This is a genomic window from Kitasatospora phosalacinea, assembly GCF_000717185.1.
Taxonomy (GTDB): Bacteria; Actinomycetota; Actinomycetes; order Streptomycetales; family Streptomycetaceae; genus Kitasatospora; species Kitasatospora phosalacinea_A.
Genome location: NZ_JNYE01000112.1, coordinates 1 through 24,640 on the forward strand (window position 1 = coordinate 1; position 24,640 = coordinate 24,640).

The 24,640-nt window shown below is 72.9% G+C and carries 25 protein-coding genes, 1 tRNA gene and 1 other RNA gene; 15 read left to right on the forward strand and 12 right to left on the reverse strand.

Annotated features, from left to right (window positions below; genetic code table 11):
• Positions 1-332: 332 nt before the first annotated feature.
• From OO57_RS32805 to OO57_RS32840, 8 genes are all read right to left on the reverse strand, one after another.
• The gene (locus OO57_RS32805; RefSeq protein ID WP_033256405.1) at positions 333-1,481 is read right to left on the reverse strand and encodes a hypothetical protein; all 1,149 of its coding nucleotides are present in this window, start codon (positions 1,479-1,481) and stop codon (positions 333-335) included.
• Between the two features lies 1 nt (position 1,482).
• On the reverse strand, positions 1,483-1,983 hold the full coding sequence (locus OO57_RS32810) for a DUF4365 domain-containing protein (protein WP_033256406.1): 501 nt from the start codon (positions 1,981-1,983) through the stop codon (positions 1,483-1,485).
• A 127-nt stretch (positions 1,984-2,110) separates the two neighbouring features.
• Complete coding sequence (locus tag OO57_RS32815; RefSeq protein WP_051778548.1) at positions 2,111-3,139, reverse strand: UDP-N-acetylmuramate dehydrogenase; 1,029 nt, start codon at positions 3,137-3,139, stop codon at positions 2,111-2,113.
• Positions 3,140-3,148: 9 nt separating this feature from the next.
• Positions 3,149-4,192, reverse strand: coding sequence for a serine hydrolase domain-containing protein (locus OO57_RS32820; RefSeq protein WP_051778549.1), 1,044 nt, complete (start codon positions 4,190-4,192; stop codon positions 3,149-3,151).
• Entirely contained in the window at positions 4,189-5,496 is a 1,308-nt protein-coding gene (locus OO57_RS32825; protein WP_033256407.1) for a UDP-N-acetylglucosamine 1-carboxyvinyltransferase, read from the reverse strand. The genes OO57_RS32820 and OO57_RS32825 overlap by 4 nt, the downstream gene beginning before the upstream one ends.
• 2 nt (positions 5,497-5,498) lie before the next feature.
• The gene (locus tag OO57_RS40015) at positions 5,499-6,239 is read right to left on the reverse strand and encodes a hypothetical protein (protein WP_051778550.1); all 741 of its coding nucleotides are present in this window, start codon (positions 6,237-6,239) and stop codon (positions 5,499-5,501) included.
• A 66-nt stretch (positions 6,240-6,305) separates the two neighbouring features.
• The gene (locus OO57_RS32835) at positions 6,306-6,509 is read right to left on the reverse strand and encodes a hypothetical protein (RefSeq protein WP_033256408.1); all 204 of its coding nucleotides are present in this window, start codon (positions 6,507-6,509) and stop codon (positions 6,306-6,308) included.
• Positions 6,510-6,613: 104 nt separating this feature from the next.
• Positions 6,614-7,822 (reverse strand): XRE family transcriptional regulator, encoded by a 1,209-nt coding sequence (locus tag OO57_RS32840; RefSeq protein WP_234337609.1) that lies wholly within the window; start codon positions 7,820-7,822, stop codon positions 6,614-6,616.
• A gap of 322 nt (positions 7,823-8,144) precedes the next feature.
• On the opposite strand from OO57_RS32840, the gene OO57_RS32845 reads away from it, so the two are divergent.
• Both OO57_RS32845 and OO57_RS32850 read left to right on the forward strand, forming a co-directional pair.
• The gene (locus OO57_RS32845) at positions 8,145-8,558 is read left to right on the forward strand and encodes an NUDIX hydrolase (RefSeq protein ID WP_033256409.1); all 414 of its coding nucleotides are present in this window, start codon (positions 8,145-8,147) and stop codon (positions 8,556-8,558) included.
• Between the two features lie 28 nt (positions 8,559-8,586).
• Positions 8,587-9,156, forward strand: a complete 570-nt coding sequence (locus OO57_RS32850; protein WP_033256410.1) for a GNAT family N-acetyltransferase — start codon at positions 8,587-8,589, stop codon at positions 9,154-9,156.
• A gap of 108 nt (positions 9,157-9,264) precedes the next feature.
• Here OO57_RS32850 and OO57_RS32855 read toward each other — a convergent pair.
• Positions 9,265-9,349: transfer RNA gene (locus OO57_RS32855), tRNA-Ser, on the reverse strand.
• 131 nt (positions 9,350-9,480) lie between these two features.
• Here OO57_RS32855 and ffs point away from each other — a divergent pair.
• From ffs to OO57_RS32890, 8 genes are all read left to right on the forward strand, one after another.
• An RNA gene (gene ffs / locus OO57_RS40500) (signal recognition particle sRNA small type) lies at positions 9,481-9,571 on the forward strand.
• 69 nt (positions 9,572-9,640) lie between these two features.
• The gene (locus OO57_RS32860) at positions 9,641-11,806 is read left to right on the forward strand and encodes a DNA polymerase III subunit gamma and tau (RefSeq protein ID WP_033256411.1); all 2,166 of its coding nucleotides are present in this window, start codon (positions 9,641-9,643) and stop codon (positions 11,804-11,806) included.
• Positions 11,807-12,014: 208 nt separating this feature from the next.
• The gene (locus OO57_RS32865) at positions 12,015-12,332 is read left to right on the forward strand and encodes a YbaB/EbfC family nucleoid-associated protein (protein ID WP_033256412.1); all 318 of its coding nucleotides are present in this window, start codon (positions 12,015-12,017) and stop codon (positions 12,330-12,332) included.
• Between the two features lie 248 nt (positions 12,333-12,580).
• Complete coding sequence (recR, locus tag OO57_RS32870) at positions 12,581-13,180, forward strand: recombination mediator RecR (RefSeq protein WP_033256413.1); 600 nt, start codon at positions 12,581-12,583, stop codon at positions 13,178-13,180.
• On the forward strand, positions 13,173-13,838 hold the full coding sequence (locus tag OO57_RS32875; RefSeq protein WP_033256414.1) for a DUF5063 domain-containing protein: 666 nt from the start codon (positions 13,173-13,175) through the stop codon (positions 13,836-13,838). The genes recR and OO57_RS32875 overlap by 8 nt, the downstream gene beginning before the upstream one ends.
• Before the next feature lie 318 nt (positions 13,839-14,156).
• Positions 14,157-15,440: an aspartate kinase gene (locus OO57_RS32880; RefSeq protein ID WP_033256415.1), complete on the forward strand. Its 1,284-nt coding sequence runs from the start codon at positions 14,157-14,159 to the stop codon at positions 15,438-15,440.
• A gap of 258 nt (positions 15,441-15,698) precedes the next feature.
• Positions 15,699-16,226 carry a SigE family RNA polymerase sigma factor gene (locus tag OO57_RS32885; protein WP_051778552.1) on the forward strand — a complete coding sequence of 176 codons (528 nt, stop codon included), beginning with the start codon at positions 15,699-15,701 and terminating at the stop codon, positions 16,224-16,226.
• On the forward strand, positions 16,219-17,484 hold the full coding sequence (locus tag OO57_RS32890; protein WP_158715308.1) for a hypothetical protein: 1,266 nt from the start codon (positions 16,219-16,221) through the stop codon (positions 17,482-17,484). Before OO57_RS32885 ends, OO57_RS32890 begins: the two co-directional genes overlap by 8 nt.
• A 91-nt stretch (positions 17,485-17,575) precedes the next feature.
• Here OO57_RS32890 and OO57_RS32895 read toward each other — a convergent pair whose 3' ends face one another.
• On the reverse strand, positions 17,576-18,334 hold the full coding sequence (locus tag OO57_RS32895; RefSeq protein WP_033256417.1) for an SDR family oxidoreductase: 759 nt from the start codon (positions 18,332-18,334) through the stop codon (positions 17,576-17,578).
• Positions 18,335-18,492: 158 nt separating this feature from the next.
• Here OO57_RS32895 and OO57_RS32900 point away from each other — a divergent pair, with 158 nt between their 5' ends.
• On the forward strand, positions 18,493-19,323 hold the full coding sequence (locus OO57_RS32900) for a helix-turn-helix transcriptional regulator (protein ID WP_033256418.1): 831 nt from the start codon (positions 18,493-18,495) through the stop codon (positions 19,321-19,323).
• Positions 19,324-19,415: 92 nt separating this feature from the next.
• On the opposite strand, the gene OO57_RS43115 is transcribed toward OO57_RS32900, so the two are convergent.
• The gene (locus OO57_RS43115; RefSeq protein ID WP_051778551.1) at positions 19,416-19,967 is read right to left on the reverse strand and encodes a DUF6197 family protein; all 552 of its coding nucleotides are present in this window, start codon (positions 19,965-19,967) and stop codon (positions 19,416-19,418) included.
• Between the two features lie 185 nt (positions 19,968-20,152).
• Between OO57_RS43115 and OO57_RS32910 the strand changes: the two genes are divergently transcribed.
• A complete protein-coding gene (locus tag OO57_RS32910; RefSeq protein ID WP_033256420.1) occupies positions 20,153-21,976 on the forward strand; it encodes a prolyl oligopeptidase family serine peptidase in 1,824 nt (607 codons plus the stop codon).
• A gap of 31 nt (positions 21,977-22,007) precedes the next feature.
• A complete protein-coding gene (locus OO57_RS32915; protein ID WP_033256421.1) occupies positions 22,008-22,637 on the forward strand; it encodes a hypothetical protein in 630 nt (209 codons plus the stop codon).
• A gap of 7 nt (positions 22,638-22,644) precedes the next feature.
• Here OO57_RS32915 and OO57_RS32920 read toward each other — a convergent pair whose 3' ends face one another.
• Positions 22,645-23,427, reverse strand: a complete 783-nt coding sequence (locus tag OO57_RS32920) for an SURF1 family protein (protein ID WP_033256422.1) — start codon at positions 23,425-23,427, stop codon at positions 22,645-22,647.
• 92 nt (positions 23,428-23,519) lie between these two features.
• On the opposite strand from OO57_RS32920, the gene OO57_RS32925 reads away from it, so the two are divergent.
• Complete coding sequence (locus OO57_RS32925) at positions 23,520-24,095, forward strand: helix-turn-helix domain-containing protein (RefSeq protein ID WP_033256423.1); 576 nt, start codon at positions 23,520-23,522, stop codon at positions 24,093-24,095.
• Entirely contained in the window at positions 24,092-24,637 is a 546-nt protein-coding gene (locus OO57_RS32930; protein WP_081974131.1) for a GNAT family N-acetyltransferase, read from the forward strand. Before OO57_RS32925 ends, OO57_RS32930 begins: the two co-directional genes overlap by 4 nt.
• Positions 24,638-24,640 lie beyond the last annotated feature (3 nt).

Genomic DNA, 24,640 nt, shown 5'->3' on the forward strand with positions numbered 1-24,640 from the left:
AGCCCGAACCCGCACCAGCCACTTCGCAGCACTTCGCCCCACCGACCAACCAGTCGACGAGGCGAAGTGATCAGAACCCGAATTCACCAACAGCGTCCGCAGTTGCGGTCCGGGCCCTCGATCAGGCGGAGGATACGAGATTCGAACTCGTGAGGGGTTGCCCCAACACGCTTTCCAATTCTCCTCAGCACTGTCCATCGGGGTTCACCCTCGTCCTGACCTGCAGCGGAGCATGCGGTCAGGCGGCGGCTGAACCTGGCTGGACAGGGGTGAATGAGACCAAAACTGAGACCAGGAGGGTCTGGCCTGTTGGGGCTGAGGCGCTGTCGTGTTCACAGCTCCAGAGGCTCGCTCAGCGGCAGCGAGGGATCTGGACCGAAGTGGCTGACCTCCATGGTGGCGTGACCGCCGGAAGGACTGGTCAGTACACCTTGAACTTGTACTGGCACTCCTTCGTCGTGGCAACGGACGGCGACGTGGTAGAGGTTGGGAGGGAGTTGCATCCATACGACACGAATCCGGCGTTGCAGGAGGGTCCTTACACCTACACGCCCGTCTTCGTCGTCGGGTTGGCGACTCAGGTTGGTGACCACTCCGTAGATCAGGTGCTGTCGTGTAGAGGTGCGCGTCTTGAGCTGCGTAGAGACCTTGTCGATGATCTCGATTGCATCTTGATCGAATGTGACCTGAGCAGGTGCCCCTGGCGGCGGAGCGGCTACTCGTGACCAGTTGAAGGAGACATCGAGTGCATTGACCGACTCTGCATTCACGATCTTGGCCAAGGCTTGGCACAGCTCGTAGGAGACGCCCTCTCCGACGCTGTCGGTGATCTCGCTGGGAGTCGGTTCGCGTTCGGCACTCGCCATTTCCTGAAGGACGCCGAGCGCACGAGACATGGTCGCGGTCACGCGGCGGTCGAACAGAACCTCTTCGATGTTGGCGTCGATGCTTCTCTGGCCCGGCGTATAGACCTCAAGCGGCGATCGGGCCTGGCTGATGATCGGCACGATGTACGATCCGCGTCGGGTCTGGCCGATTCTGACTTCCCGGGCTTGGTCCCGTGCGCGAGCCGGAAAATTGCGGAAATGGCCCTGCCGGCGGAGGGTAGCGGCCGCCGAGGCCACGCGTAGCCGCTTTGCGGAGACGAACAGCTCATACCCCGCTTCAAGCGGGATCGATCCGTCGCTCAGCGATGGGTGGGAGGCTCGGAGATCAGTCACATCGTGATAGACGGTGGTAATCGCGTCCTGCACTGCACGGACCTCTTGTGCCTCGATCCGGGCGAGGTCGTTCAGCAAGATGTGGACCCGCTTGGTGAAGTCTGGAGCGCCGGGCTTGAGCGGCACAAGGACAACCTCGTCTGCGAAGCCGGGCAGGCTCCACAGCTCGGCCAAATCGCCGCCATCGACAGGGGCCCAGCCGTTGACTCTCAGGTAGCTTCGGACCTCATTGGGCCCAAAGTCAGGAGTGCCGTCCACCATTTCAGTTCATCCCCCGCAAGCCACCTAGGGTCATGCGACGCGCCGCATCGAACATAGTTCCCATGGCCTTTACGGTCAGTTCTTGTTGGCGCGGGATTCTGATGGCAGTTGTGCTGCCGCCGACCGCACTCATGCCCTGGAGGGAAGCCCAGTACCCATGGCAGGCCAGGACGACGGCCTCCTGCTGGTGGGTTACCCAGCGGCCGATGTCCGGCGGCACGATCAACAAGGCGAGATGGCCCGGAGCTGAGCGTTCAGGATGGCGAAGCTTGTCGTAGGTCTCGATGTCGAGATCGAAGCTGTATCCGTCGCGTGTGACACGTGGGCTCTGCGTGCACTTGAGCTGGATGTCGATCATCAGCCCGCGTGAACGGAGAGTGACGTCGACACCGTCCTTGTCGACGTTCCATTCGCCGATCGTGTAGCCACCCTGAGCAGCAAGGGCGTGTACATACGCCCGACTGACCTGCTCTTTCTGCCAACTTGTTGCCTCTGCTGGCACGTTAGCTCCCCCCACCCGAACACGGCGTGATCGGAGAATAGGCGCTCGTCCTCAGTTGAGGAAGAGCGCCTATCGCTGTGGCCAGGTGGCGAGGTCCATGGCCTGAGTCAGGTTCCGGACTTCACGGTCAGGTTCCGATCAGTACCGGCTCAGGTCGGAGCGTGATCCCGGTAGTAGCCTCGACCTTCGCCGAGAGTTCGGCGAGTGCCCGGGTGAAGCCCGCGGAGGTCGCTCCGTCGCGAGCGGTGAGAGTGAGGGTCCGACGCTCCGAGCAGTGCACGCCGTCGGCGATCTTGCTGCCGGGGCGGTAGCCGACGTGTTCCAGCAGCCAGCCGGCGCTGGCCCGCAGCTGTCTGTCGCTGTCGGTGTGGACAGGGCAGCCCGCGGCTGACCAACGGGCGGCTTGCCCGGCGGTGACGGGCGGGTTGAGGAAGACCGATCCGGCCTGGCGGGCGTCGGGACCGTGGGGGTCGAGGAGGAGTCCTCGGCGGTGGCGGTTGGCGAGCACGGCGGCGGTCACCTCGGCCACCGACGGGCGGGCGCCCAGGTCAACGCCGAGTTCGTCGGCGAGCGGCCGGTAGGTGACGGGGGCAGCGGGTGAGCGGGTGAGGTGGAACGTCGCCGTGAGGACGGTCCAGCGGCCGGGGGCGTTCTTGAACCGGCTGTCGCGGTGGCGGAGGCGGCACGCCTGGGCGGGCAGGGTCCGTAGGCGGCCCATGTCCCAGTCCCAGGCCGTGAGGTGGTCGAGGGCGTCGGAGATCTGCTGGCCGTAGGCTCCGGCGTTCTGGACGGGGGCCGCGCCCACGGTGCCGGGTATGCCGGCCAGGCACTCGATTCCTGCGAGGTGCTCGGTGGCGGCCCAGCTGGTGAGGTCGGCGAGCGGGCGCCCGGCTTGGACGGTCACGGCCACCGTGGTGTCGTCCAGCCGCTTGGCGGTGATGCCCCGGGTGTTCATCACGACCACGGTGCCCTCGTGTCCGGCGTCGGAGGCGATCACGTTGCTGCCGTGGCCGAGCGTGAGCGGAGCGCCTTCCTGGCGGTCAGCGATCGTGCGGACCAACTCGGCCCAGTCGTCGGGGTCGGAGACGCGCAGAGCGTTGGCGACGGGGCCGCCGAGCCGGAGGGTGGTCATGGACGCGAGCGTGGCGTGGTCCACGAGGGCCTCCTAGGGTTCGTCGGTGATCGCCTTCAGGGCGAGGGCCCGCAGCGGGGCGAGGCGGGTGCGGTTGTCCTGGTGGTGGTAGACGGCGTTGGTGCAGATGGCCAGGTAGCGGCCGGTGGTCGGGGCGAGGTAGAGGCTCGTGCCGGTGAAGCCGTGGTGATAGGCGACCCTGCCCTCGTCGGCGAGGATCCAGGCCAGGCCGCGGTCGAGGCCCGGCTCGATCTCGGCCTGCGGCTGCATGCTGTGGGCGAGCCAGCGGCCCAGGGGCCCGTCGGTGGCGTGCGAGGACAGCAGGTGAGTGGCGAAGGCGGCGAGGTCCGCCGGGGTGGTGAACACCCCGGCGTGGCCGGCGACTCCGCCGAGCAGGGCGGCGTTGTCGTCGTGCGGAATGCCCCACAGCCGGGGCCCGCCGGGCAGCCGCTGCTCGGTCGGGGCGACCTGGGCAGAGCGGGACACCGGTCCGTAGGCCGTGCTGGTCATGCCGAGGTCCTGCCAGAGCTCGGCCGCCAGCTCGTCCAGGCGCCGGCAGCGGTAGTGGGCCAGGGCCAGGCCGAGGAGGATGAAGCCTCGGTTGATGTAGCGGTGACCGGCTCCGGGGTCGGCGATCAGCGGCTCTCCGCAGATCAGTTCGGCCAGCGGCTCGGTGCGGTTGCGGTACTGGTCGAGGCGGGTGTCGGCCCGCAGGCCGGAGGTGTGAGCCAAGACCTGGCGAGCCGTTACCCGGCCGCCGGGCGCCTCTGCCGAGATACCGGTCAGCAGTTCGCGGATCGGGGTGTCCAGGGTGAAGCCGTCCATCAGGGAGGTGCCGACCAGCGGCCAAGTGGCCAGGACCTTAGTCAGCGAGGCCACGTCGTACACCGTGTCCGGCCCCGGCCGGGCGTCGCCGCACTCGGGGGCGACGATGCCGGATGCCAGGTAGCCGGGAGCGGTGTCGAAGGTGCCGTGGGCGATGACGCCGCCGGGTACGGTGCCGTCGGCGGTCATCAGGTCCAGGCATTCTCGAAGGTCGGCCAGCGCGTTCGGGGTCCAAGGTGCGGTGGTGGTCATGGCTGCTCCTGGTCGATCGTCAGGTCGGCACCGAGCGCGGCCAACTTCGGCAGCAGGCTGCCGTATCCGCGCCGCAGGTGATACATCCCTCGGATCGTAGAACTGCCCTCGGCCGCCAGGGCGGCGATCACGAGCGCGGTCGCCGCGCGGATGTCTGCCCCGGCCACGTCGGCGGCCGTCAGCGCCGACCGTCCCCGGACGGTGATCACCGGGCCGCTCGCGTTGACGGCGGCACCGAATGCGGCGAGGGCGGGCAGGTGGGTGTCGCGCTGCGGGTAAATTCGCTCGTCGATCCGGGAGGTGCCCTCGGCCTGGGTCAGGAAGGCGGTCAGCTGCGGCTGTACGTCCGTCGGGAATCCGGGATGCGGTCCGGTGGCCATCTGGACCGCGCGCGGTCCGGCCGGGACGCTGACGGTGGTCCCGCCGTCCACCGGGTCGAGCCGGATGCCGGCGTCGGCGAACACGGACACCAGCCCGTCGGGGAACGCGGCGGTGGGGAAGCCGGTCAAGTGGACGGTGCCGCCGGTGATCGCGGCGGCCAGGGCGAGGGTGGCGGCCTCCAACCGGTCGGGAGGCACCGGGAAGACCCCGCCCCGAACGCGATCGGTGCCGGTCACGTGCAGAGCCGTTCTGCCCTGCCACTCGATGCCGACGCCGGCCTGGGACAGGAGGGCCGCGGTGTGGGTGACCTCGGGTTCGACGCTCGGGTTGAGCACCGAGGAGGTACCCGGGATGCGGGCGGCCAGCAGCATGGCGGTGACCGTCGCGCCGAGGCTCGGTCCCCAGGCACGGGTGTCGGCATCGGTGATGAACGGCAGGCTCTTGCCGGTGATGTGGGCCCGCACCCGGCCCCGGGTCACTTCGACGTCCGCCCCGGCCGCTTCCATCGCCGTGAGGTGCCGGTCGATGTGGCGGGTGCAGAAGGCGTCCCCGCCGGGGGTCGGGAAGGTGACCTTGCCGGAGCGTGCCAGGAGGGCGGCGGCCATCACGGCGGTGGTCCGGATGCGCCGTCCGAGGTCGTCGGGGATGACCGGGAAGTAGGAGTCGGCCGGGCGCGTGACGAACTCGTCTCCGGTCACCGTGGCCCTGGTGCCGGTGCGGTGCAGGATGTCGGCGACCACCCCGGTGTCCAGGATCTCCGGGGCGCCGATCAGGGTCAGCGGATCGTCGGCGAGGATCGTGGCGGCGTACAGGTGGAGGGCGGTGTTCTTGCTGCCCTGCACGGTGGCAGTGCCGACCAGGCGCTGACCGCCGGTGATCCGCACGGCCCGCTCGTCGAGCGTGGTGGTGTCGGTGGTGGGCACGGTCACCTTCCTTGGCTTCCGGCGGGGAAGAAGCCCCCGACCTGGGTCTTCGGATAGAGCAGGGTGTGCGCGCCGATCAGGGTGGCGGGCTGGAGGACGGTGCCGGCGGGAACGATCACGCCGTCGCCGATCACCGCGCCGAACTTCGTCTGTCCGGTGGCGATCCGGTGGCCGTCGAGGTGCGCGCAGACCTCCTCGGTGGCTGGTTCGGTGACCGGCCCGGAGGTGACCCGCAGGCCCGTGGTGGAGACGAACGCGCCGATGTTGACGCCGAGGCCGAGCACGGAGTCGCCGACGAAGCTGGTGTGCTTCATGAAGACGCCGCCTGCCAGCAGGGAACGGGTGACCTCGGCGCCGAAGCCGATCCGGCAGCCGGGGCCGATGACCGTGTTGTCCCGGACCCGGGCGCCGGCCTCGACCACCGCGCCGGGACAGACCAGTACCGGGCCGGTGACGAACGCGCCTTCCGCGATGACGGCTCCAGCCGCCACGATCACCCGGCCGCGGACGACGGCGCCGGGCTCGATGACTCCGACGGGCTCGGGCAGAACGATGTCCAGGCGCCCGGCCAGCAGGTCGGAGACGGCCTTCTTGAGACCGAAGACGGTCGGGCAGCAGCTCAACAGCTGCAGGATCACGGGATCGGTGACCTGCTCGGTGTCGATGTAGTACTCGGGGGTGGTGCGGTAGTCGACGCGCGCCAGCGAGGCGTTGATCGTGGGCGCTTCGGGCAGCCGGTGCATGGCTGGTTCTCCTCTCGGACGGGCGAGCGGCAGAGGGCGCGGGGTCGTCGCGATGCCCCGTGGGGCCTACGTGACGAGCAGGTCGGGGGCGGTCGCGACCGGCGGAAAACAGGCCTCGGCCTGGTGGTGTGCCGAGAGGCCGAGCAGGACGATGACGGGCAGGTGCAGAGCGGCCCAAGAAGCCGTCAGGAAGGCACTGAGCCGGTCACGGCCGGGCGGAGTGGCGTGCCGGGGACCGACAACGGGCAGGGGAGTGCTGTGCGTTGGCATGGGAGGGCCTCCGGCAGCAGGGGCGGGGGTGGACGTTCCCCAGTGAACTGCTCGGCTGAAGGCCGGATCCGTAGCCGGATTACGGGTCGTAGCCCGGCTACGGGTCAGATGATCTGCACGCCTGCGCGGGCGGCGAAGTCCCGGACACCCGGCAGCTTGCGGTCGTGCCGCAGCAACCCGGAGGCGAGGTCGCGAACGGCGCCGCGGCGGACCTCCTGCGGGGCGGCCTCCTCGGCGGCCATCAGGGCCTTGAAGCACTGCTCGGGCTTGCCCCACTGGTCGAACGCGCGGGCCACGTCGATGAAGAACCGGGCCTGCCGTTCGGCGGTCGGCAGCGAGGTGGGATCGATCGTGCGGGCCAGCTCGATCGCGCGGCCGGCGTCACCGAGCTCGTAGTGCACCGACAACTCGTGCAGGGCGACGCCCTGCGCGCCCTCGACCAGTCCGGAGATCCGGCCCGAGGCAGCGGCACTGTCGACGGCTTCCCGGATCAGGGCGTGCGCGTAGGAGCGGTCTCCGCTCTTCGCGGCGGTGTAGGCGGCAGTGGCGTAGAGGGCACCGCGGGTGGCGAGGCGGGAAGCCTCCGGCACGGAGGTGTCGGCGAGGAGTTCCTCGGCCGCGACCACCACGATGTCGGTCGCCCGCGCCAGGCTGCCCTGGCGCCGCCAAGCGCTGGACACCATGCGCTGTGCCTCGGCGACGACCAGTGGATCCCCTCCGGCCCGTGCGGAGGTCAGCGCCCGGTCGGCGGTGATCGCCACCAGGTTGTTGTCGCCGGCCTTGATGCACAGTCGGACGGCGACGTTGTAGAGCTGGGCCACGTTGCGGCCGCGTTCTTCGGACGTGCCGAGCAACTGCGCAGCCGCGATCCGACCGGGCAGGGCTTCGGCGAGGATGTCGTACCGAGCTGCCTTGAACTCCCGGCGGGACGCCACCAGGGAGGCTGCCACGGTTGCCGAGGTGGGCTCGCGGCGGGGGGACGGTACCCGGTCCGTCCCGTATAGGAGAAGGTCCTCCAGCCCGCCCAGCGACGTCGTCGCCTCGGCGTGCGCGGCTGGTTCTCCAACGGCCGGAGCGAACAGGGCGGCAGCCGCCAGGGCCATGAACGGGCGGCGTCGCACATCGTCCTCCTCGGCAGCGGAAGTGCTCGTCAGCGTAGCCGAGGTGGGCTTCCGCGGGCGTGATCTCGGTCGGTCAGCAGCCGGTTGCGGCAAGGCGATCAGCTCGGCGAGGCCGACCTCCAGGACGTCGGCGAAGCGCTGGAGTAGTGTCAGGTCTTTGACCTGCTGCATGTCCCGCTCGACCAGGGACATCCAGTCCTCACTGCGACCGACCTCGGCAGCCAGTCGCAGCTGGGTCCACCCCAGCGTCGACCGCCTGAGCGAGATGAACGCCCCGAACGTCCTGCCGTTGTCCCCCACCGCAGACCCCCGCGGATCGTGTTCGACCAGCTACAGGCCGCTACCGTACCGAGCTTCGCGGGAGCGAGCACTAGAAAAGCGAGCACATCCGTCGTTCGGCAGCCAGATGCGACGTTGTCGGGAGTCCAGGAGCGGTTGCTCGAAGGCCGGGTTCATCCGTCCCGAGGCCGATAGGCTCTCCTCTTGCCTGTTGCCCCGCTCTGGAGGAGCTGACATGACACAGCGAACTGCCGGAGATCGTCCGGGGATTGCTGCTGCGCTCGTGGTCCGAGAAGGCCGTCTCCTGATGGTCCGGCGGCGGATCAGCGAAGGCCAGCTCTCGTGGCAGTTTCCGGCTGGCGAGATCGAGTTCGGCGAATCGCCCGAGCAGGCGGCCGTCCGTGAGACCGCGAAAGAGACCGGGCTCGGAGTGGTGGCGATCACGCTCCTCGGCGAGCGCGTCCACCCGAAGACCGGTCGGCTGATGTCCTACACGGCCTGCGAGGTTGTCAGCGGTATCGCCGAGGTGGTGGACACCGAGGAGTTGGACGCGCTCGCCTGGGTGGCTCTCGCCGAGATTCCCGAGTACGTGCCGTACGGACTCTTCGAGCTGGTGCAGGAGTACCTGAACGTCACGCTCCCTTCATGACCACGCTGAACCGAAGGACGCCTGCTTCGTGAATCCGGTCCGTCTGTCCGGCTCGCGCTTGACGCTGCGGGAAGTCGAATCCGATGACCAGAGCGCGCTGCTGGCCATCTACGGCGATCCCGAGGCCACCCGGCACCTCAGCTTCGAGCCTCGCACCGTCGAGCAGGTCCAGGCGATCGTCGACCGCTCCATCGCCTCCGCGTCCGAAACGCCGAGAACCGAGTACTGCCTCGCCGTCACCCACCGCGGCGACCACCGGCTCGTCGGCTATGCACGGTTGGCGACCGAGCCGCAGCAGGCGGCCACGATCGGGTTCGCCCTCCACCCGGCTGAGTGGGGAAGGGGACTGGGCGTGGAGACCGTTCACCTGCTCTGTGCGCTCGGCTTCGACGTCCTCGGCCTGCACCGCATCTGGGCCGCCCGCTCACCCCTCAACGAGGCGTCCGCCCGCACCCTCCTGCGGGCAGGCATGACCGAGGACGGCCGGATCCGCGACCACGTCTTCGTCCGCGGCGCCTGGCGGGACTCGATCACCCACTCGATCCTGGAGCACGAGTGGACGCCGCCCGACGGCTTGCGTGCCGGTGCTTCTCGGTGAACTCGCTGTAGTGAGGACGAGCCGATGGTGCTACGTACTTCGAGAGTTGCTCGGGATCGCGACACGCCGAAGGCCCGGACCGCTGAGCGGTCCGGGCCTTCGATCAGGCGGAGGATACGAGATTCGAACTCGTGAGGGGTTGCCCCCAACACGCTTTCCAAGCGTGCGCCCTAGGCCTCTAGGCGAATCCTCCGTGGGAGAGCTTAGTACATGTTGAGGGGTGGTTGCGACCACGCTCTCGCAGGTGGGTGGCGGGGGTGGCCTGCGGATCGGAGTTGGGGGTGGGTGGGGGGAGTGGGGGCCGGGATCCGCTACTCTTGGGGCAGCCCCTCGTGTGGCGCCATCTCGCTGAACCCCCCCAGGGCCGGAAGGCAGCAAGGGTAGGAGAGCTCTGGCGGGTGCGCGAGGGGTCCTTGCGTTTGTGGCGGGGGATGTTGGCGGGTGGGGGCCGCGGTTGTCGGTTGGTCCCGATATCTTCGGGGGTGTGTCCCTAGCCCTGTACCGCCGCTACCGCCCCGAGACCTTCGCGGAGGTCATCGGGCAGGAGCACGTGACCGCCCCGCTCCAGCAGGCCCTGCGCAACAACCGGGTCAACCACGCGTACCTGTTCAGCGGGCCGCGCGGGTGCGGGAAGACGACGAGCGCCCGCATCCTGGCCCGCTGCCTGAACTGCGAGCGGGGGCCGACGCCGGATCCGTGCGGGGAGTGCCAGTCCTGCCGCGACCTGGCGACGGGCGGGCCGGGTTCGATCGACGTGATCGAGATCGACGCCGCGTCGCACGGTGGTGTGGACGACGCGCGCGAGCTGCGCGAGCGGGCGTTCTTCGCGCCGGTGCACAGCCGGTACAAGATCTTCATCCTGGACGAGGCGCACATGGTGACCTCGGCCGGTTTCAACGCGCTGCTGAAGGTGGTGGAGGAGCCGCCGGAGCACCTGAAGTTCATCTTCGCGACCACCGAGCCGGAGAAGGTGATCGGGACGATCCGGTCCCGCACGCACCACTACCCGTTCCGGCTGGTGCCGCCGGGCACGCTGCGCGACTACCTGGCGCAGGTCTGCGGCCGGGAGGAGATCCAGGTCGAGGACGCGGTGTTCCCGCTGGTGGTGCGGTCCGGCGCCGGTTCGGTGCGCGACTCGATGTCGGTGATGGACCAGCTGCTGGCGGGCGCCGGCGAGGCCGGCGTGACCTACCAGATGGCGACGGCGCTGCTGGGGTACACCGACGCGGCGCTGCTGGACGAGGTGGTGGACGCCTTCGCCGCGCAGGACGGCGCGACGGTGTTCCAGGTCGTCGACCGGGTGGTCGAGGGCGGGCACGACCCGCGGCGGTTCGTGACGGACCTGCTGGAGCGGCTGCGCGACCTGGTGATCCTGGCCACCGTGCCGGACGCGGGGGAGAAGAGCCTGATCGACGCCCCGGCCGACCGGATCGCGGTGATGCAGGCCCAGGCCGACCGCTTCGGTCCTGCCGAGCTGAGCCGCGCCGCGGACTTGGTGAACACCGGCCTGACCGAGATGCGCGGGAACGCCGCGCCCCGGCTCCAGCTGGAGCTGATCTGCGCCCGGGTGATGCTGCCCGGCGCGTACGGGGACGAGCTGTCGGTGCAGGCCCGGCTGGACAAGCTGGAGCGGCGGGCGGCGACGGGCGGTTTCGCCGCTCCGGTGGCGTTCCAGCCCTCCGCGCCCGTCCAGCAGGCCGCGGCCCCGGTCCAGGCCCAGGCCCCGGCGCAGGCACCGGCGCCCTACGTCGAGCAGCCGCCGCAGGCTCCCGCGCCCGTCCAGCAGGCCCCCGTCCAGCAGGCGCCCGCGCCCGCTCCGGCCGGTCCCGCTCCGGGTGCCTGGCCGATCCCGCGCAGCTTCGCGCCCGGTGAGCAGCAGCCCGCCGCCGCGCCCGCCGCCCCCGCGCCGGTGCAGGAGGCCCCGCCCGCGGTGCCCGTGCAACCTCCGGCGCCCGTGCAACCCCCGGCCGGCGGGCACGGTGGGCACGGCGGGCAGCCCTCGGCGGCGGCGCAGCAGGGTGCGGCGCAGATCCGGCAGATGTGGCCGCAGATCCTGGAGGCGGTGAAGAACCGCCGCCGGTTCACCTGGATCCTGCTGAGCCAGAACGGCCAGGTGGCCGGGTTCGACGGCAGCACGCTGCAGGTGTCGTTCGTGAACGCGGGCGCCCGGGACAGCTTCGTCGGCAGCCACAGCGACGAGGTGCTGCGGCAGGCCCTGGCGGACGCGCTGGGCGTGGACTGGCGGGTGGAGTGCATCGTCGACCCGTCGGGCGCGACGAGCCCGCCGTCGGCGCAGTCCGCGGCGCCGTTCGCCCCGGCCCCCGCCCCCGCGGCCGGCGGCTGGGGGGCCCCGCAGGCGCCCCGCCCCGTGCAGCCGCCGCCGCAGGCCCCCGCACCGTCCCCCGTCCAGCAGGCGCCCGCGCCCGCTCCTGCCGTGCAGACGCCCGCTCCCGCGCCCGTGCAGCAGCCCCCGAAGCCGCAGTCGCCGTCCCGGCCGAAGCCGCAGTCGCAGTCGCAGGTGGCGCCGGAGGACGACGTCCCGGAGGAGGACGACCCGGACTTGGTGGAGGACGTCTTCTCCGCCCAGGAGCTGATCGTCCGCGAGCTGGGCGCGACGGTGCTGGAGGAGATCCACCACCGCCCGAGCTGAGCCGCCGGAGCCGCCGGGGCCGCCGGTCCCCCGGGGCCCCGCAGCTGACGTGGGGCTGACGGGCGGCCGCGTAGGCTCGGGGACGAAGGCACGGGTACGGGTGCGGACGGTCTCGGCCGGGTACACGCCGGTGTCGTGAGTGTCGTGGAGTGTCGACGGACCGTCGACGGACCGAGGAGGTTCCGTGTTCCCTGGTGGCCAGCCGAACATGCAGCAGCTCTTGAAGCAGGCGCAGAAGATGCAGGAGGAGCTGGGCCGGGCCCAGCAGGAGTTGGCCGAGGCGAAGGTGTCCGGTTCGGCGGGCGGCGGCCTGGTGGAGGCGACGGTGACGGGCTCGGGCGAGCTGGTCGCGCTGACCATCGCCCCGGCGGCGGTCGACCCGGAGGACACCGAGACCCTGGCGGACCTGGTGCTGGCCGCGGTGCGGGACGCCAACGCGGCGGCGCAGAAGCTGCAGGCCGAGCGGATGGGCCCGCTGACCCAGGGCCTGGGCGGCGGCAGCGGTATCCCCGGCCTCCCGTTCTGACCTGAGCCCGCGGGCCCGGCCCTGGCCCCGCCCCGCCCGACCCGGCCCCGCCCGGCCCGACCCGGCCCGGCCCGGGTCGGGCGGGCTCGGCTCGGCCCCGCCCGGTGCACACGCCGCGTGCGCACCGGGAACCCCGGGTAACGGGTTGTGTGATTTATGGGCCAGTAGGGCGTCGGGCGGTGTGTCCGGCGCCCGATTCGTTGGATGATGGCACCGGGGCGGACTCCGGTCGAAGGAAGGCGTGGCAGGTGTACGAGGGCGTGGTGCAGGACTTGATCGACGAGCTGGGCAGGCTGCCCGGGGTCGGTCCCAAGAGCGCCCAGCGGATCGCCTTCCACGTCCTGCAGGCCGATCCGGTGGACGTGCGCCGGCTGGCGCACGCGCTGCAGCAGGTGAAGGAGAAGGTCCGGTTCTGCGCGGTCTGCGGCAACGTCGCGGAGTCCGAGCAGTGCCGGGTCTGCCTGGACCCGCGCCGGGACCTCGCGGTGATCTGCGTGGTGGAGGAGCCCAAGGACGTGGTGGCGATCGAGCGGACGCGCGAGTTCCGCGGCCGGTACCACGTGCTGGGCGGGGCGATCAGCCCGATCGAGGGGGTCGGCCCGGACGACCTGCGGATCCGCGAGCTGATGACCAGGCTCGCGGACGGCACGGTCACCGAGCTGATCCTGGCCACCGACCCCAACCTGGAGGGGGAGGCGACCGCGACCTACCTGGCCCGGCTGTGCAAGCCGATGGGCCTCAAGGTCACCCGGCTGGCGAGCGGACTGCCCGTCGGCGGGGACTTGGAGTACGCCGACGAGGTCACCCTCGGCCGGGCGTTCGAAGGGAGACGACTGCTCGATGTCTGACCGAACCGACACCACTGAACTGCCGGGCGGCCCGCTGGGGCGGACCGGGGCCCCGGACGACTTCGCGGTGCAGATCGCCGACTCGGTGGAGAGCTTCGTGCTGGCCGTCACCGAGGTCGCGAAGGGCGACGAGCCGGGCAGCGCGATCTCGCTGCTGCTGCTGGAGGTCTCGCAGCTGTTGCTGGCGGGCGGCCGGCTGGGCGCGATCGAGGACGTCCTGCCGGAGGACCGCTTCGAGCCGGACGCCGGGCCGGAGCCGGACGGGGTGGAGCTGCGCGAGCGGCTCGCCGAGCTGCTGGCGCCGATCGACGTCTACCACGAGGTGTTCGACCCGTACGGCCCGCCGGAGAAGCCGAGCGCGTTCCGGATCTCGGACGACCTGGCGGGCGTGGTCAGCGAGCTGGGCCACGGGCTGACGCACTACCGCGAGGGCCGGGTCTCGGAGGCGCTGTGGTGGTGGCAGTTCTCGTACCTGTCCAACTGGGGCTCGACCTGCACGGCGGTGCTGCGCGCACTGCAGTCGCTGATCGCGCACGTGCGGCTGGACTCGCCGCTGGGCGCGGTGCCGGACGGGGCGGACACCGACGACGACGGGCTGACCGACGAGCAGCTGGAGCAGCAGGCGGGCGACCTGATGGCGGCCGAGCTCGGGCTCTGAACCCGGGCTCTGAATCTGGCCTCTGAACCCGGGCCGTCCGGGCCGAAACCCGGTCCGGGGGGCGCGTCGGAGCACGGTGCGGAGCGCGTCGCGCCCCGGTGTGACGCAACCGTCATCGGCGGCCCGGAGGCGAAGATTCCGGGAGCCGGGTGCTGCTCGGGCGGCGATTCTTCGGGGCGGGCGGCCGGGGCCCGCAGACCTGCCGGTCGGCGGTGACCAGAGTCCGATATTCGCATCTCACGATGTGAAAGGCGTCGGCCGGAGAACCCCTGCTCGTTAGACTGGCCGCGACCTACCACCCCGAGTCGAGGAGCCCCCGTGGGCCTTGTCGTGCAGAAGTACGGCGGCTCATCCGTCGCGGATGCCGAAGGCATCAAGCGCGTCGCCCGCCGCATCGTGGACACCAGGAAGGCCGGCCACGAGGTCGTCGTCGTGGTCTCCGCGATGGGTGACACCACGGACGAACTCATCGAGCTGGCGGAACAGGTGACCCCTATTCCGTCCGGTCGCGAGTTCGACATGCTGCTGACCGCCGGAGAGCGCATCTCGATGGCGCTGCTGGCCATGGCGATCCGGACGCTGGGTTTCGACGCCCAGTCGTTCACGGGCAGCCAGGCCGGTGTGATCACCGACTCGACCCACAACAAGGCGCGCATCATCGATGTGACGCCGGGCCGGATCCGGGCTGCCCTGGACGAGGGCAACATCGCGATCGTGGCCGGTTTCCAGGGCGTGTCGCAGGTCTCCAAGGACATCACCACGCTGGGCCGCGGCGGCTCGGACACCACCGCGGTGGCGCTGGCGGCCGCGCTGGGCGCCGAGGTGTGCGAGATCTACACCGACGTGGACGGCGTGTTCACCGCCGACCCGCGGGTGGTCAAGAAGGCCCGCAAGATCGACTGGATCGCCTTCGAGGACATGCTGGAGCTGGCCTCGTCCGGCTCGAAGGTGCTGCTCGACCGCTGCGTGGAGTACGCGCGGCGCTACAACATCCCGATTCACGTACGATCGTCGTTCTCCGGTCTGCCGGGGACGATCGTCAGCGGCACCAACCCGAACAAGAAGCCCGAAGGGGGCGAGATGGAGCAGGCCATCATCTCCGGAGTCGCCCACGACACGTCGGAGGCCAAGGTCACCGTCGTCGGCGTGCCGGACAAGCCGGGCGAGGCGGCCCGGATCTTCCGCGCGATCGCGGACGCCGAGGTCAACATCGACATGGTCGTGCAGAACGTGTCGGCCGCGTCCACCGGTCTGACCGACATCTCCTTCACCCTCCCCACCAACGAGGGCCAGAAGGCACTGGACGCGCTGAACCGGGTCAAGGAGGGCATCGGCTTCGAGTCGCTGCGCTTCGACGACGCGATCGGCAAGATCTCGCTGGTCGGCGCGGGCATGCGCTCGAACCCCGGCGTCACCGCGACCTTCTTCGAGGCGCTCTCCGAGGCGGGCGTGAACATCGAGCTGATCTCCACCTCGGAGATCCGCATCTCGGTGGTCACCCGCGCGGAGGACGTGCCGGAGGCGGTCCGCGCCGTGCACACCGCGTTCGGCCTGGACAGCGACACCGACGAGGCGGTCGTCTACGGCGGCACCGGCCGCTGACCGGACCCGGTCCGCCCCGGATACCCACACCGCAACGGTTGTGTGCGGGACGGGTGAAGCGGACCCGGCCCGTCCGCCGGGTCTGCCAGAATCCCCCTTCGGAGCCAGTGCGCTCGGGAGGGGGATTCCCCCTTCTCGCAAGAACGCCCCCGGCCGGGGCAACCAGGACAGGGGATCGTGTGTCCAACCATCGTGACGAACGTGACGGGGGCGGTGGCGCTCGCCCTGCCCGGGGCGGCCCGGCGGGCCGGTAGTCGGATGGGCTTTGCTGCGGCGGCAGCGGACGCGCCCGGGGCCAGCGTCGACCAGCTCACCGACGCCTACCGGGCCCACTACCGCTCCCTGTTGCGGCTCGCCGCGCTGCTGCTGGACGACCTGTCCTCCTGCGAGGACGTCGTGCAGGAAGCGTTCATCCGGGTGCACGCCGCCCGGCGCCGCGTCCGCGACCCCGAGAAGACACTCGCCTACCTGCGGCAGACCGTGGTCAACCTGTCCCGTTCCACGCTGCGCCGCCGCCTGCTGGGCCTCCGTCTGCTGCCCAAGCCCATGCCTGACATGGCCAGTGCAGAAGAGGGGGCTTACGATGCGCTGGAGCGCGACGAACTCAAGGCCGCGCTACGGGGGTTGCAACGCCGTCAGCGGGAGGTGCTGGTGCTGCGCTACTACGCCGACCTGACGGAGGCACAGGTCGCCGAGGTGCTCGGCATTTCCGTCGGCTCGGTGAAGGCGTACGGGTCGCGCGGGATCGCCGCGCTGCGGGCGCGGATGGAGCGCGGCGATGACTGAGGGCCGGCCTTCCCAGCCCGCCGACGGACCGAGTGCCGACGGACCGAGCCCTGACGTGCCGACCGGGTACCGACCGGCCGCCGACGTGCCGACCGGCTACCGACCGAGTCCTGACGTGCCGACCGGCCACCGACCGGCCGCCGACGTGCCGACCGGCTACCGACCGGCCGCCGACGTGCCGACCGGCTACCGACCGAGCCCTGACGTGCCGACCGGCCGCGGAGCGGGCCCGCTGACCGAGGACGCGCTGCGGGCCCGGCTGCACCGCGCCGTCGCCGCCGTCGAGCCCGAGCCGGGCGCGCTGCCCCGGTTGCGGGTCGCCGTGCCGCGCCGCCGGGCCGTCCGCAGACGGGCGCTGGGCGGGGCCGCGGTGCTGGCGGCCGCCGCCGCGGTGCTGCCGCTGGTGAACGTCGCCCGGCCGTTCGTGCTGTCCGGGGACCCGACCGGGGGGCAGGCCGTGCCCGGGGCGGGGAGCAGCCCGTCGCGGACGCCCGGCAGCCACCCGGGGCACCCGCGCACCTCCGCCGCGGTGCCGCCGGCCGACACCGCCGTCCCGGAGCCGGGGGCGTCCGCGAGCCCGTCCGCGGACGGCAGCCCGGGCGTCTCGCCCGCGGCCGCGCCGCCGTGCACCGGGGCCGACCTCGGCCGCTCCGACGTCCAGCAGGCGGCCGCCGACCCGGCCACCGGCAAGGTGTACGGCTGGTTCCGGCTGACCAACACCGGTGCGCAGGCCTGCCGCGTCCCCGGCCCCGGCACGCTCGCCCTGGGGGCGGGTTCGGGCGGCGTCCAACTGCTCGCGCACGCCGTCGGCGACCCGGCCGGTTCGCTGCCCGACCCGGCGGAGCTGCCCGCGGAGGTGCAACTCGGCCCGGGCGGCTCGTACCTGGTGCGGTTCGCCTGGGTGCCCGCGCGCTGCGCCGGGGCCTCCGACTCGCCGACCGGCCCGGGCGGGGCGCAGCCCTCCCCGGCGGCCAGCGGCGCCGCCGCGGCCGCGGCGGCCGACACCGGCTCCGCCCCGGGGCCGACGCTGGCCGCCGTCGCGGCCGACCCCACGCCGACCGCCGACCCGTCCACCGGCCTGGCGGGCGGCGGCCAGCCGGCACCCGCCTTCGCACTCGGCTACACACCGGACCGGGCCGTCGCCGCGCCACCGGTCAGCACCACCCTGCCGCTGGGCTGCGGCGGCACCGTCTACTGGACCGGCCCGGAACCCGACCCGACCCCGCCCGCCACGTCCTCGCCGAGCGCCACGCCCTGACGTCCGGTCACCGCGTCCGTCCAGGCCCCGCGTCCCGCAGTGCCGCGTCCTCGCCGGGCGGCACGCCCTGACGTCTCGTCACCGGATCCGTTCAGGCCTGGCGGGTCGGCAGTACCACCAGCTGGCGCAGGTTCACGTGCCGGGGGCGGCTGGCCGCGTAGGCGACCAGGTCGGCGATGTCCGCGGCGGCGAGCGGGCCGATGGTGTCGAACATCGTGCCGAGCTGGCCGTCGGGGCCGAGGGCCGGGTTGTCGATGTGGGTGCCGAGCTCGGTGTCGGTCAGGCCGGGCTCGATGTTGGTGACCCGGACGTCGCGCGGGCCGTACTCGCTGCGCAGTGCGGCCGAGAGCTGGGTCAGTGCGGCCTTGGTGGCGCCGTAGACCGCGTAGTTGGGGAAGACCACGTCCGCGCCGATCGAGGAGATGTCGACCAGGTCGGCGGTGGCGCCGTCCGCCGCGGCGGCGACCAGGTCGGGGCCGAAGGCGCGGATCATCCGCAGCGCGCCGGTCACGTTGGTGTCGATCATGCGGGACCACTCGTCGATCCGGCCGTCGTCGACCGGGTTGGGCAGCATCACGCCGGCCGAGTTGACCAGCAGGTCGACCCGGCCGAAGGCCGCGTGGACGCGTTCCTGCGCGGCGTCGACGGAGTCCTGGTCGGTGACGTCGGCGGGCACCGCGAGCGCGTTCGGGCCGAGTTCGGCGGCCAGCGCGGCGAGCCGGTCGGCCCGGCGGGCCAGCAGCGCGACCCGGGCGCCGTCGGCGACCAGCTGCCGGGCGATCGCCTCGCCCATGCCGCTGGCGGCGCCGGTGACGACGGCGGTGCGGGTGTTCAGGGTGGGGTAGCCCATGGGAATCGCTCTCCTCGTTCGCCGCGGGTGCCGCTTCCCGCGGCCCGCTTCCTGCTGACGGGTACGAGTCTGTTCGGCGGCGGCGGCCCCACCCAGTGCCGTGGTTTTCCTGGGTCCGGGAGAACCACCTTCGCGGCGGCCGACGTATCGTCGGGGGCATGAGCGAACTGGGGGAGTTCCTGCGGCAGCGCCGCGCCCGGATCCAGCCGTCCGACGTGGGGCTGCCCGAGCTGGGGCGGCGGCGCCGGGTGCCGGGGCTGCGGCGGGAGGAGGTCGCGCAGCTGGCGGGGGTGAGCGTCGACTACTACGTGCGGTTGGAGCAGGGGCGGGGCGACGGCGTCTCCGCGGAGGTGCTGGACGCGGTGGCCCGGGTGCTGCGACTGGACGCCACCGAGCGCGGCCACCTGCACGACCTGGCCCGCCCGCCGCGCGGCATCCACCGGCGGGCGCCGCGGCAGGTCGGGCCGGGGCTGCGGCTGGTGCTGGACGCGATGGCGCTGCCGGCGTTCGTGCTCGACCGGTGCATGGACGTGCGGGCCTGGAACGCCGCGGCCGACGCGGTGATCGGGTTCTCCGAACTGCCGCCCGGCGAACGGAACATGGCCCGGCACGCCTTCCTCACCGAGCACGGCGCCCGGCTGTACCCGGAGTTCGAGCGGGTCGCCGCCGAGACCGTCGCCCACCTGCGGCTGGACGCCGCCCGCCACCCCGACGATCCCGAACTGGCCGCGCTGGTGGCCGAACTGAACGCGGACAGTTCGCTGTTCGCCGAACTGTGGGCCCGGCACGGCGTCCGGGAGAAGGCGTCCGGGCGCAAGCTGCTGCTGCACCCGCGGGCGGGGGAGCTGGACTTCGGGTACGAGACGCTCGTCCCGCCCGGCGAGCCGGGCCTGCTGCTGGTGGTGTACACCGCCGAGCCGGGCTCGGTGACCGCCGAGCGGCTGGCGGCGCTCACCGCGGCTGCCGCGGCCACCGCCGTCCCGGCCTGAGCCGCCGTCCCGGCCTGAGCGCCGTCCCGGCCTGAGCGCCGTCCCGGCCTGTGCCCGGCCCCACCCCGGGGAGCAGCAGCCCGCCGGGCCGTTCAGATCCCGAGGAAGTGCGCCCGGGCCCGGGCCCGTTCCAGCAGGGCGTGCACCTCGGCCTGGCGGCGGCCGGGGCGGTCGTTCCACACGTCGGGGGAGGACGCCGGGCGGCCGGTGGCGTGCAGCACCTCCATGACCTGGGCGCGGGCCCGGCGCACCGTGTACGCGGTGCCGTAGCCGTGCGCCAGGACGGCGGTCTGCGCGCCGAGCAGGCAGACCCGGCCGCGGGCGTCCCAGAGCGCGCCCTGCGTCCAGCCGGCCTCGGCGAGGTAGCGGGAGGTCAGCCGCAGGTGCCCGGCGACGGTGACCTCCACCGGGCGGGCCGGTCGGCGGGCCAGCCGGTCCAGCAGTGAGCGGCGGGGCAGCGGCTCGCCGTGGTTCCAGGGCTGCCGGACGCTGCCGTACGGGCCGGCCGCCGGTGCGGGCGGGGACGCGGGGGCGGGCAGCCCGGCCAGGTACTGCTCGATCTCCTCGACCAGGCCCAGCGCCTGGGCGAGTTCGTGCGGGTCGAGCCGGTCGAGCCGGTCGAACGGGGGCGCGGGGACGGTCACGGCGACACTCCTCCGGTCATTATGTCCGTGTTTGTCACGGTACCGTTGATAGCCCGTCAGTGGCCGCACCGCATCAGCTCCGTGTCCGCACCAACCGCCCGGCGACCCCGTGGCGCCCCCGCGCCCGCCCCGCGCTCCCGTCCGGGCCGTTCCGATCACCCCCCGCCATCGGGTTGGATGAGTGCATGAACGAGCAGACGAACGCCGTTCCGGCGTGGGAGCAGCGGTTCCGGGCGGCGCGGGTCTCCCTGCCCGACTGGGCGGACGAGGCACCCGACCGGGCGCTGTACGTGTCCAACGCGACCGGCACCTACGAGGTCTACGCGTGGGACCGCTCCACCGACGAGCACCGCCGGGTCACCGACCGCCCGAACGGCACCACCGACGCCGAACTCACCCCCGACGGGCAGTGGATCTGGTGGTTCGACGACACCGACGGCGACGAGTTCGGGGTCTGGCGCCGCCGCCCCTTCTCCGGCGGCCCCGACGAGGAGGCCGTCCCGGGCGTGCCCGCCGCGTACTCGGCGGGCCTGGCGCTCGGCCGCGACGGCACGGTGGTGGTCGGCACCTCCACCGACGACGAGGGCACCACCCTGTACCTGCGCCGCCCGGGCGCCGCCGAGCCCGAGGTGGTCTACCGGCACGCCGAGTACGGCGGCGTCGGCGACCTCTCGCACGACGGCACCCTGCTGGCCGTCGACCACACCGAGCACGGCGACGCCATGCACTCGGCGATCCGGGTGCTGCGCCTGGCCGACGGCACCGCGGTCGCCGAACTCGACGAGGTCACCGGCCGCGACGAGCCGCGCGGCGTCGCCTGCCTGGGCTTCGCGCCCACCGACGGCGACACCCGGCTGCTGGTCGCCCACCAGCGCAGCGGCCGCTGGGAGCCGATGCTGTGGGACGTCGCGGCGGGCACCGAGACCGAACTCGCCCTGCGCGACGAGCAGGGCCGCCCGTTCCCCGGCGACCTGTCCGCGCAGTGGCGCCCGGACGCCCGCTCGCTGCTGATCGAGCACGAGTACGAGGCCCGCTCCGAGCTGTTCTCGTACGACCTGGAGTCCGGCGAGCTGACCAGGCTGGACACCCCGCGCGGCACCGTCGCCGGGGCCACCGCCCGCCCCGACGGCACGGTGGAGTTCCTGTGGTCCTCGGCGGCCGAGCCGTCCGTGGTGCGCTCCACCTCCGGCGCGGTGGTGCTGCGCGCCCCCGGGCCCGTCCCGCCCGGTTCGGCGCCGGTCGAGGACGTCTGGGTGGACGGGCCCGGCGGCCGGGTGCACGCGCTGGTGCAGCGCCCGTCCGGGGAGGGCCCGCACCCGACGGTGTTCGAGGTGCACGGCGGCCCGACCCACCACGACAGCGACTCCTTCGCGGCCGGGCCCGCCGCCTGGCTCGACCACGGCTTCGCCGTCGTCCGGGTCAACTACCGCGGCTCCACCGGCTACGGGCAGGCCTGGACCGACGCCCTCACCGAACGCGTCGGCCTGATCGAGCTGGAGGACATCGGCGCGGTCCGCGACTGGGCGGTCGCCTCCGGCCTGGCCGACCCGGACCGGCTGGTGCTCTCCGGCGGCTCCTGGGGCGGCTACCTGACCCTGCTCGGCCTCGGCACCCAGCCCGACCACTGGACGCTCGGCCTGGCCGCCGTCCCGGTCGCCGACTACCTGACCGCGTACGCCGACGAGATGGAGGCGCTGAAGTCCCTGGACCGCACCCTCTTCGGCGGCACGCCCGAGGAGGTCCCCGAGCGCTGGCACGCCTCCTCGCCGCTGACGTACGTCGAGCAGGTCAAGGCGCCGGTGTACATCAGCGCGGGCGTCAACGACCCGCGCTGCCCGATCCGGCAGGTCGACAACTACGTCCGGCGGCTGGAGGAGCTCGGCAAGGTCCACGAGGTGTACCGCTACGATGCCGGGCACGGTTCGCTGGTCGTCGACGAGCGGATCAAGCAGCTCCGCCTGGAGATCGACTTCGTCCGGCGCCACCTGGCGCCCGGCACGGTCCGGTGAGCTGCGGGCCCGACGACGAGGGGGACAACTGATGGGTGGACGCGCCGCGCTGGCCGTCGTCGCGGTCGGCGCCGTCCTGCTGACCGCGGCCGGCTGCTCCACGGACAGCGGGAGCCACGCCTGCGTGCAGGCCGCGGGAGCCGCCGCCGCCGACACCGGCCTCGTGCTGGCCGGGAGCGGTGACGGCGGCGGTGTCGTCGTGCAGGCCAGGGCCGGCGGCAGCGGGAGCCGCACCTCGAAGGGCGGCTCCAGCGGGAAGCGCACCTCCAAGGGCGGGTCGTCCAGCGGCGGGTCCAGCGGCTCCACCGGCGGGTCGTCCGGTTCCAAGCACACCACCGGCGGCGGCAGCGTGGTGCACCACTACCACCACCGCACCGCGGGCTCCGGCCGCACCGACGACTACGTCGACGACTGCGGCAACCCGTCGCCCGCCCCGGCGGGCTACGCGGGCGGCGGCTGCGCCACTCCGAACGCACTGCCCCCGGCCACCGGCACCCCGGTGCCGCGGCCGACCGGCGCCGGGGCGACCGCCGCGGCCCCGCCGGTGCCGTGCGGCAGCCCGAGCCCGAGCCCGAGCACGAACGCGAGCGCCGCTCCGGGGGGCAAGGTGCTGCCGTCCCCGTCCCCGTCCCCGTCGCCCTCTCGCTCGAAGCTCCGCTGAGCGGCGGTCAGTCCAGGACCGGGTCCAGTCCGAGGGCCCGGTCCTGGGCGGCCTCCGCCTCGCGGCGCACCAGCCGGAACCACATGAACACCACGAACCCGGCGAAGACGAACCACTCCAGGGTGTAGCCCAGGTTCTGGAACGCCCGCAGGCTCAGCCCGTCGCCGCCCTGCGGCTGCACCGTGGGCACCGCCGTCAGCCCGGCCGGGACGTCGTCCGCCGCGACCCAGCCGTCGTACACGGGGTACGGCAGCACGTTGACCAGGGTGGCCGGGCTGATCGTGCCCAGCTGCCCGGCGGGCAGGCCGCCCGCCACCGCGCCGCCGCTGCCGCTGTTCTCCGGGGCCTGCAGCCGTCCGGTCACGCTGACCTGCCCGGTCGGCGCCTCCGGGGCCGCGCCGGGTTCGCCCGCGGCCCAGCCGCGTACCACGGGCACCGCCCGGCCGCCGTCGGTGACCAGCGGGGTCAGCACGTAGTAGCCGGAGCGCCCGTCCACCGTCCGCCCGGGCACCAGCAGTTGGTGCGCGCCGTCGTACGCGCCGGTGACCCGGACCGTCCGGCCGACGGTGTCGGTGCCGACCCTGGCCGCGCCGTCCGGCAGCACCGCCGCCAGCGGCTGCGCCTCGGCCTGCGCGGCGGCGGTCGCGGCCCGGCCGTTCTCCTGGTGGGTCGACACCCGGGACTCGAAGCGGTCCAGCTGCCAGGTGCCCAGCATCAGGCAGACCACGATCGCCGCCACCGCGACGACCGTGCCGACGAGCCACCGCGGGCTGAGCAGGAACCGGTACACGCCACCACGGTAACCATTCCTGACATCCCGGATGAGCGCGGGTCGGCGGACCCGCTTCCGCCTCCTCTCCGATCCGGGATATCCTCCCGGATGTGGGAAACGACGAACTCCCGGACGAGGAGGGCCGCCGCCTGGCCGCCCGCCTGGCCGCCCTGCGCGCCGAACGCGGCTGGTCGCTGGACGAGCTCGCCCGCCGCAGCGGCACCAGCCGCTCCACGCTCTCCCGGCTGGAGCGCGCCGAACTCAGCCCGACCGCCGCCCAGCTCGGACGGCTCTGCACCGCGTACGGCCGCACCGTCTCCCGGCTGCTGGCCGAGGTCGAGTCCGATCCGCCCGGCCTGCTGCGCGCCGCCGAGCAGCCGCGCTGGCACGACCCGGCGACCGGCTTCGCCCGCCGCTCGGTCTCGCCCCCGCACCCCGGCCTGCGCGCCGAACTGGTCGAGGGCACCCTCCCGCCCGGCGCGGACGTCCGCTACGACGCCCCGCCCGTCCCCGGCCTGGAGCACCACCTGTGGGTGCTGGACGGCGCGCTCGACCTGGCCCTGGACGGCACCGTGCACCGCCTCGCCGCGGGCGACTGCCTCCGCTACCGCCTGCACGGCGCCTCCGGGTTCCACTGCCCCGGCCCCCACCCCGTCCGCTACCTGATCGCCCTGGTGCTGCCGTGACCCCGACCGTCCGCCCGCTCACCCCCGAGGCCCTGGACGCCCGCCGGGACGCCCTCGCCGACCTGCTGCTGGACGCGGTGGCCGACGGCGCCTCGGTCGGCTTCCTGGCCGGCACCGCCCACCGCGAGGCCGCCGCCTGGTGGGACGGCCTGCGCCCGTCCCTCGCCGCCGGGACGCGCCTGCTCTGGACAGCCGAGGACGGCGCCGGGCGGGTCCTCGGCACCGTCTCCCTGGTCCGCGAGGAGAAGCCCAACGGCCGCCACCGCGCCGAGGTCGCCAAACTGCTGGTCCACCGCGACGCCCGCGGCGCGGGCCTCGGCCGCCGCCTGCTGCGGCACGCCGAGGACGCCGCCCGCCGCGGCGGCACCACCCTGCTGCTGCTCGACACCCAGACCGGCAGCCCCGCCGAGCACCTCTACCGCACCTCCGGCTGGACGGCGTTCGGCACCGTCCCCGGCCACGCCGCCACCCCGGACGGGGCACTCGCCGACACCACCTACTACTACAAGCACCTCAACGCCCCCGCTCCCCCCACCCCCTGAGCC